The following is a 6,975-nucleotide window of genomic DNA, read 5'->3' on the forward strand; positions in this document are numbered from 1 at the left end:
CCCCGCCAGGAGCCCGCCATGACCGCCCTCATCAGCCAGATCCAGCCCGCGTGGTTCCAGATGCAGCGCCTGGAACTGCCGGTGCCACCGCACGCGCTGCGCAACGCCCTGTTCGCGCTCGGTGTCGGCCTGCTGCTGATGGCCGGGCTGGCCGCGGGCAGCACCTTCTGGGCGCCCACCCGCGTCTGGTGGGACGCCACCGGCGCCAGCAGCGCCATGACGGCGGGCGTGCAGGCTTCGCTGCTCGCAGCTTTGGCCACCGCCGTCGGGGCGCTGCCCGTTTTCCTGGTGCAGCGCGTGAGCAAGCGCCAGGAGTCGGCGCTCATGTCGTTCGCCGCGGGTGTGATGCTGGCCGCCGCCATCTTTGCCCTGCTCCTGCCGTCCATCGATGCGGGGCAAGCTTTGCTCGCCGCCACCGGTTCGGCGCGCACCGGTGCCGCCGGGCTCACCGCCATCGGCCTCACGCTGGGCATGTTGCTGATGATCGGCATCGACCGCGCCCTGCCGCACGAACACGCGGTGCTGCCCCCGGCCGCCACCGGCCACGCCGCGCCATGGACCACGGCCGACGGCCGCGATCCGGGCGCCACCCAGCGCGCCTGGTTGATGGTGCTGGCGATCCTGATCCACAACGTGCCCGAAGGACTGGCCGTGGGCGCGGCCTACGCCGGCACGGCGCTCGGCGCGGACGGCGCCGCGCCGGTGAACGCGGGCGCTTCGGTGGCGCTGGCGATCGGCCTGCAGAACATGCCCGAAGGCCTGATCGTGGCGATGGCCTTGCGCACGCTCGGCCAGAGTGCGGGCAGGTCGTGGGCGGTGGCCGCGCTCTCCGGTCTGGCCGAGCCCTTCGGCGCCATCACGGGCCTGGCCCTGCTCGGCAGCCTGCCGGCCTTCTACCCCATCGGTCTCGCGGTGGCCGCGGGCGCGATGATCTTCGTGGTGAGCCACGAGATCATTCCCGAGACACACCGCAACGGCTTCGAAGGCATGGCCTCGGTCACGCTCATGGCCGGCTTCATCTTCATGCTGATGCTGGACGCCAGCCTGGGCTGAATCGAAGCACCTCCGCCGCGCTGCGCGCGCCCCCCTCAAGGGGGCGGCACTGGCCGTCCGGCAAAGCCGGCCCGGCGGTGCCCTGGGCTGCACCTCTTCGTGCGGCGGTGTGACGCTCCGGAGCCATAGCAAGCCGATACCTCGGGGTCATCCCCTCACGCAACCAGACCCAATACATCCAGCACCGCACGCAGGTCGGAGCCCGTGTGGTCGGGCCGCCGCCCGATGGTCTCGAAAGGCAGGCCCTGGCGGTTGATCCACAGGGTGGTGAAGCCGAACCAGGTGGCGCCGAGCACGTCCCACGCGTTGCTGGAGACGAACAGCACGTCCGACTTCTCGGCCACGATGTGACGGGCCACCTCGCCATACGCCACCGGCATGGTCTTGAACTGGCGCACGCCGTCGACCGAGATCACATGGTCCAGCAGATCGGCCATGCCCGCGCTCTGCACGGCCGAGGCCAGCATCTCGGGGTTGCCGTTGGACAGGATCGCGGTGGTCATGCCACGCCCGCGCAGCGTCTGCAGCACCCCGTGGTTTTCCGGGAAAGCGGTGAGCTGCGCGTACTGCGCCATCAGCGCTTCTTCGTGCGCATCCGACAGCGGCAGGCCCAGGCGCTGCAGGGCGTAGCGCAAGGCCTGGCGGGTCAGGTCCCAGAACGGCCGGTAGTGGCGGCTGCCGTGTTCGCCGTCGGGGTCCGACAGCGAAATCAGGCGCGTGTATTCGATCTGCTTGTCGCGCCACAGGGTCGAGATCGCCGAACCTTGCCCGGGGTACAGGCGTTCGGCCAGCGCGCCGATCGAATACACATCGAACAAGGTGCCGTAGGCATCAAAAACAACCGCCTGAATGGGCATGGGTCGGGCTCCGGTGTGTGGTGTTCTGCTGCGCGCCGGTTCGGCGGAACCGGGTCGCGTTCTCCCGCATTCTGAGCGGTGCAGCCCGGAATGCCAAAGCCCCGTCGGGCACCCTGTGCACGCAGGTCATCCGGGCACCCGAAGGGTAAGATGGTTCGCATGAACGTACACATCCGATTCCTCGGCGCGGCCGGCACCGTCACCGGCTCCAAATACCTGGTTGAATTCAACGGACAGAGCGTGCTCGTGGACTGCGGCCTGTTCCAGGGCTACAAGCAGCTGCGCCTGCGCAACCGCGACCCGCTGCCGGTGATGCCGAACCACATTGGCGCCGTGATCCTGACGCACGCACACCTCGACCACAGCGGCTACCTGCCCCTGCTGGCCAAGGAGGGTTTTCGCGGCAAGGTCTGGGCCACGCCCGCCACGCGCGACCTCACGCAGATCCTGCTGCCCGACAGCGGCCACATCCAGGAAGAAGACGCCAACTTCGCCAACCGAAAAGGCTTCAGCAAACACGCGCCCGCGTTGCCGCTCTACACCGAGAGCGACGCGCTGGACTGCCTGAAGCTGATCCGCACCGTGCCCATGCACCAGGTCTTTGAGCCGTTGCACGGCTGGAAGGCGAGTTTCACCAGCGCGGGCCACATCCTCGGCGCGGCCAGCCTGCTGCTGGAAGTGGGTGGCAAGCGCATCCTGTTCTCGGGCGACCTGGGCCGGCCCGACGATTCGCTGATGAACCCGCCCGACCAGCCGCCCGCGGCCGACGTGGTGGTGGTCGAGTCCACCTACGGCGACCGCGAGCACCCGGAGGAAGACGTGCTGGCCGAACTGGGCCCGGCGCTGGCGCGTGTGGCCGCGCGCGGTGGCACGGCCGTTGTGCCGGTGTTCGCGGTGGGACGTGCGCAGGAGATCCTGCACGCCATCGCCCTGCTCAAGGCCAACGGCGTGCTGCCGCACAGCCTGCCGGTGTACCTGGACAGCCCCATGGCCATCCACACCACCGATCTCTACGAGCGCCACATCGGCGAACACCGGCTGAGCGCCGCGCAATGCCGCGACATGGAGCACGTGGCCAAGATGACACGCTCGGCCGACGAGTCCAAAGCCATCGCGCAACAACACGGCCCCAAGATCGTGCTCGCCGCCGCCGGCATGGCCACGGGCGGGCGCGTGCTGCACCACCTGGTGCAGTACCTGGGCCACCACCGCAACATGGTGGTGCTCACGGGCTACCAAGCGCCCGGCACGCGCGGCGCCAGCCTGTCGGACGGTGCGACCAAGCTGCGCATCCACGGCCAGGACGTGCCCGTGCGCGCCGAGGTGGTGCAGATGAAATCGGCCTCGGCGCACGCCGACGCCAGCCAGCTCATGGACTGGCTGCGCGCCCTGCCCGCCGCACCGCACCGCGTGTTCGTGACGCACGGCGACATGGGTGCCTCCGACGCGCTGCGCCACCGCATCGAAACCGAGCTGCGCTGGCAGGCGATGGTTCCAGAGCACGGTTCGACCTGGGCGGCATGAAGAAATGAAACACATCCTGCAACTGGCCGCCCTGGCCATCACCCTGCCCGCGTTCGCTCAGACCTCGCCGCCCGAAGAGTTCACCCGCTGCATCGACAGCCTGCAAGGCGCTGCCCGCACCGCCGGCGTCTCCGAGTCGGCCTACCGCCGCTTCACCCAGGACCTGCAGCCCGACATGAGCGTGATCGAGAAGCTGGACTACCAGCCCGAGTTCCGCATGCCGATCTGGGACTACCTCAGCGGCCTGGTTGACGAGGAACGTGTGGCCGAAGGGCGCGCCATGCTCACGACGCACGCCGAGACGCTGGCGCGTGTGCAGCAACGCTACGGCGTGGACCCGGCCACGGTGGTGGCGGTCTGGGGCGTCGAAAGCAACTTCGGCCAGACTTTCGGCAAATACCCGCTGGTGCAGGCGCTGGGCACGCTGTCGTGCAACGGCCGGCGCCAGGCCTTCTTCCGCGGCGAGTTCTATTCGGCGCTGCGCATCCTGCAGGGCGGCCACATCGCGCCCGAGCGGCTGGTGGGCTCCTGGGCCGGCGCCTTCGGCCACACGCAGTTCATGCCCACCACCTTCGAACGCCTGGCCGTCGATTTCGACGGCGACGGCCGCCGCGACCTGATGGACAGCACCGCCGACGCGCTCGCTTCCACCGCGAACTTCCTGGCCAAAGCCGGCTGGCAGAGCGGCCAGCCCTGGGGCTTCGAGGTGAAGCTGCCCGACGGCTTCGACACCACCCAGGAAGGCCGCCGCAGCAAGCGGCCGATCAGCGAGTGGGCCGCGCGCGGTGTGCGGCGTGTGGATGGTTCTCCGCTGCCAGGAGGCCTCGGCCCCGCCGGCCTGATGACGCCCGCGGGCGCGCAAGGCCCGGCCTTCCTCGTGTTCAAGAACTTCGACGCGGTCTACAGCTACAACGCCGCCGAGAGCTACGGCCTGGCCATCGCCCACCTGAGCGACCGCCTGCGCGGCGCCGGCCCCTTCACCACCCCCTGGCCCACCGACGACCCGGGCATCTCACGCGCCGAGCGCCGCGAACTGCAAGGCCTGCTGATCCTGCGCGGCCACGACATCGGCGAGGTGGACGGCATGCTGGGTGAAAAGAGCCGTGCCGCGATCCGCATCGAGCAGGCGCGGCTGGGGATGGAAGTGAACGGGCGCGGCGGGCTGAAGCTCTTGCGCGCGCTGCGCGGTAGCTGAGACGTAAGATCGCCACACGGCGGAGTCGGTGTGCCACGGTTCCGAACCGAAATTCGAGGGAGGAACCATGCAATCACTCAGGACATTTGTACTGCTGTCAGTTGTTTCTTTGACTTTGCTCAGCGGTTGTCTTGCGACCATTGATCTGACCTCCGAGTCCTCGCCGCTGGATGATGCCGACCGGGATGTGGCTCGACGAATCGGTCATCTGACCGAGGAAATCTGCGTCGTCACGACCCAACGGGGAGACACACCCGTTGGAACCAAGGTCAAACTTGCCAATAAGGTTGCCGTGCGGCGGCTATATGCCTCCGGTCCCCACTGGTTCAAAGCGGAGGTCAGCGGACAACGGGCGTGGGATGATATTTATTGGAACCGGTTCTCCGACGCACTGGTTTGCGGCGCCTCTGAATGGGCTAAGAAGCCTGAATCCACTACGCTGGTCTTCAAGGAAGTCATCGGATCGCAGCGCCGCTGAGCCCGGCGCGGGCCGATCAAAACCACCCGAACTGCGCCCGCACGTCACGCGCCGTCAGATTGACGGGCGCGGTCGGCGCCTGGATGTACTGCCGCAGGTTCGGCGCGCGCACGCCGCCGCCGTCCTGGCCCAGCACCGCCACGCCCTTGATGCGCCAGCCCCGCTCGCGCAAGGCGGCCACGTAGGTCTGGGCGTCGGGAAATTCCTCCAGGTCGGTCTTGTGCGCCGTGGGCGAAAGGCAGAACACCACCGCTTCGCAACGCGAACGGTCCACTTCATGGATGAAATCTTCGATCGAGGTCCGGGTGATCTGCAGGGTGCCGACACGGGCGTAGAAGCGCTGCGGTCGCCGGCTGCTTTGCAGCTGGATGTCGCGCACGCTGCGGTTGAAACAGCCCGTGAGGCTGCGCACCACCGAGGTCTTGCGGGTGTTGGCGTTGCCAATGAGGATGTAGGCGTCCATGGGCATGCGGTGGTCCTCAGCCCAGCTTGACCGCCGTGCCGCTGACGGCGACCATCATCATGCCGTTGGTCTCGCCCATGACTTCGTAGTCGAAGTCGATGCCGATCACACCGTTGGCGCCCATCTGTTTCGCCGCCTCGATCAGCTCGTCCATCGCCGCGTCGCGTGCACCGGCCAGCGCGCGCTCGTAGCCACCGGCGCGCCCGCCCACGACGTCACGGACCGACGAGAACATGTCGCGGAAGATGTTGGCGCCGATGATGGCTTCGCCGTTGACCACGCCCAGGTACTGCTTCAGCTCGATGCCGGGCGGCGTGGTGGTGCTGAGGAAAAAACCGTCGGTGGATTTTGAAAACCAGCCCATGTGAACTCCCGTTGGATTGAGACCGTGAAGGCACCTCACGGCGGGTGCTGGATCATTGTGCCAGCGGCCACGAGCCCCCCCCCCCACCCCAGCCCTCTCCCGCGCCCGGGAGAGGGAGCCAGACCCTCACCAGAGTGACACCAGCTTCCCGCCCTGCAGACCCCAGGCGTGTTGTGCCATGGCGCGGGCTTCCTGTTCGTCGTGGGTGACCAGGATGGCGGTCATGCCGGCCTCGGTGATGCGTTCGCGGAACTCGGTGCGCAGCTGTTCGCGCAGGGAGGCGTCGAGCGCGCTGAAGGGTTCGTCGAGCAGCAAGGCGCGCGGCTGCGTGATGAGCGCACGCGCCAGCGCCACGCGCTGCTGTTCACCGCCCGAGAGCGTCCAGACCTTGCGCAGCGCCTGACCAGCGAGGCCGAAGCGCGCGAGCATGATGCGGGCCTGATTGCGTGCCTCACTGCGGCGCACGCCCTGCTCCACCAGACCGAAGGCCACGTTGTCCTGCAGGTTGAGGTGCGGGAACAGCGCGAAGTCCTGGAACATGAGCGCAAAGCCGCGCTGCTCGGGCGGCAGGGCCGTGATGTCCACGCCGTCGAACCACACGCTGCCCGCCTCCGGCGCGTCCAGCCCGGCCACGATCTTGAGCAGGGTGCTCTTGCCGCTGCCCGAGGCCCCAAGCAGGGCCACGGTCTCCCCCGCTTCCACGCGCAGGCTCACACCGTCGAGCAGCGGGCGGTGGTCCCATTGTTTGTGGATGTCGCGCAGTTCAAGCATGGGCGTCATTGTCCTTCTGCGCAGGGCCTTCGATCAGCGTGAACGCCGCCAGCGCCAGCCCCATCAGCACACAGGCCAGCACCAGCGCCGCGTCGAGGTTGGCGGCGCCGGGGCGGCCGAGGTGCTGGTAGATCAGCGTCGTGAGCGTGGTCCACTCGGGGCGCGAGAGAAACAACGTGACGGCGAACTCGCCCAGCGCGGTGGCCGCGGCGAAGGCCATGCCGCGGCGCAGCGCGGGCGCCACCAGCGGCAGCGTGACCCGCCACAACA

Annotated in this window: 8 protein-coding genes and 1 pseudogene; 4 read left to right on the plus strand and 5 right to left on the minus strand. The window is 68.4% G+C overall.

Annotation, left to right across the window (positions count from 1 at the left end):
* The first annotated feature begins 18 nt into the window (after positions 1–18).
* Positions 19–1,053: a ZIP family metal transporter gene (locus F3K02_RS15160; RefSeq protein ID WP_177136467.1), complete on the plus strand. Its 1,035-nt coding sequence runs from the start codon at positions 19–21 to the stop codon at positions 1,051–1,053.
* A gap of 155 nt (positions 1,054–1,208) precedes the next feature.
* Here the strand turns inward: F3K02_RS15160 and F3K02_RS15165 are convergent, their stop codons facing one another.
* Entirely contained in the window at positions 1,209–1,910 is a 702-nt protein-coding gene (locus F3K02_RS15165) for a haloacid dehalogenase type II (protein WP_177136468.1), read from the minus strand.
* Positions 1,911–2,069: 159 nt separating this feature from the next.
* Between F3K02_RS15165 and F3K02_RS15170 the strand changes: the two genes are divergently transcribed.
* From F3K02_RS15170 to F3K02_RS15180, 3 genes are all read left to right on the plus strand, one after another.
* Positions 2,070–3,434 carry an MBL fold metallo-hydrolase gene (locus tag F3K02_RS15170; protein WP_177136469.1) on the plus strand — a complete coding sequence of 455 codons (1,365 nt, stop codon included), beginning with the start codon at positions 2,070–2,072 and terminating at the stop codon, positions 3,432–3,434.
* A 4-nt stretch (positions 3,435–3,438) separates the two neighbouring features.
* Positions 3,439–4,629, plus strand: coding sequence for a lytic murein transglycosylase (locus F3K02_RS15175; protein WP_177136470.1), 1,191 nt, complete (start codon positions 3,439–3,441; stop codon positions 4,627–4,629).
* Between the two features lie 67 nt (positions 4,630–4,696).
* Entirely contained in the window at positions 4,697–5,107 is a 411-nt protein-coding gene (locus F3K02_RS15180; RefSeq protein WP_177136471.1) for a hypothetical protein, read from the plus strand.
* 16 nt (positions 5,108–5,123) lie between these two features.
* Here F3K02_RS15180 and F3K02_RS15185 read toward each other — a convergent pair whose 3' ends face one another.
* The 4 genes and pseudogenes from F3K02_RS15185 to F3K02_RS27555 form a co-directional block, all read right to left on the minus strand.
* Entirely contained in the window at positions 5,124–5,576 is a 453-nt protein-coding gene (locus F3K02_RS15185) for a hypothetical protein (protein WP_177136472.1), read from the minus strand.
* Positions 5,577–5,586: 10 nt separating this feature from the next.
* The gene (locus tag F3K02_RS15190; RefSeq protein WP_177136473.1) at positions 5,587–5,934 is read right to left on the minus strand and encodes a YbjQ family protein; all 348 of its coding nucleotides are present in this window, start codon (positions 5,932–5,934) and stop codon (positions 5,587–5,589) included.
* A gap of 126 nt (positions 5,935–6,060) precedes the next feature.
* The gene (locus F3K02_RS15195; protein ID WP_177136474.1) at positions 6,061–6,705 is read right to left on the minus strand and encodes an ABC transporter ATP-binding protein; all 645 of its coding nucleotides are present in this window, start codon (positions 6,703–6,705) and stop codon (positions 6,061–6,063) included.
* A pseudogene (locus F3K02_RS27555) lies at positions 6,698–6,975 on the minus strand (iron ABC transporter permease); the annotation flags it as partial. The gene F3K02_RS15195 and the pseudogene F3K02_RS27555, both read right to left, overlap by 8 nt.

This window comes from Hydrogenophaga aromaticivorans, from assembly GCF_013387465.1.
Lineage (GTDB): Bacteria > Pseudomonadota > Gammaproteobacteria > Burkholderiales > Burkholderiaceae_C > Hydrogenophaga > Hydrogenophaga aromaticivorans.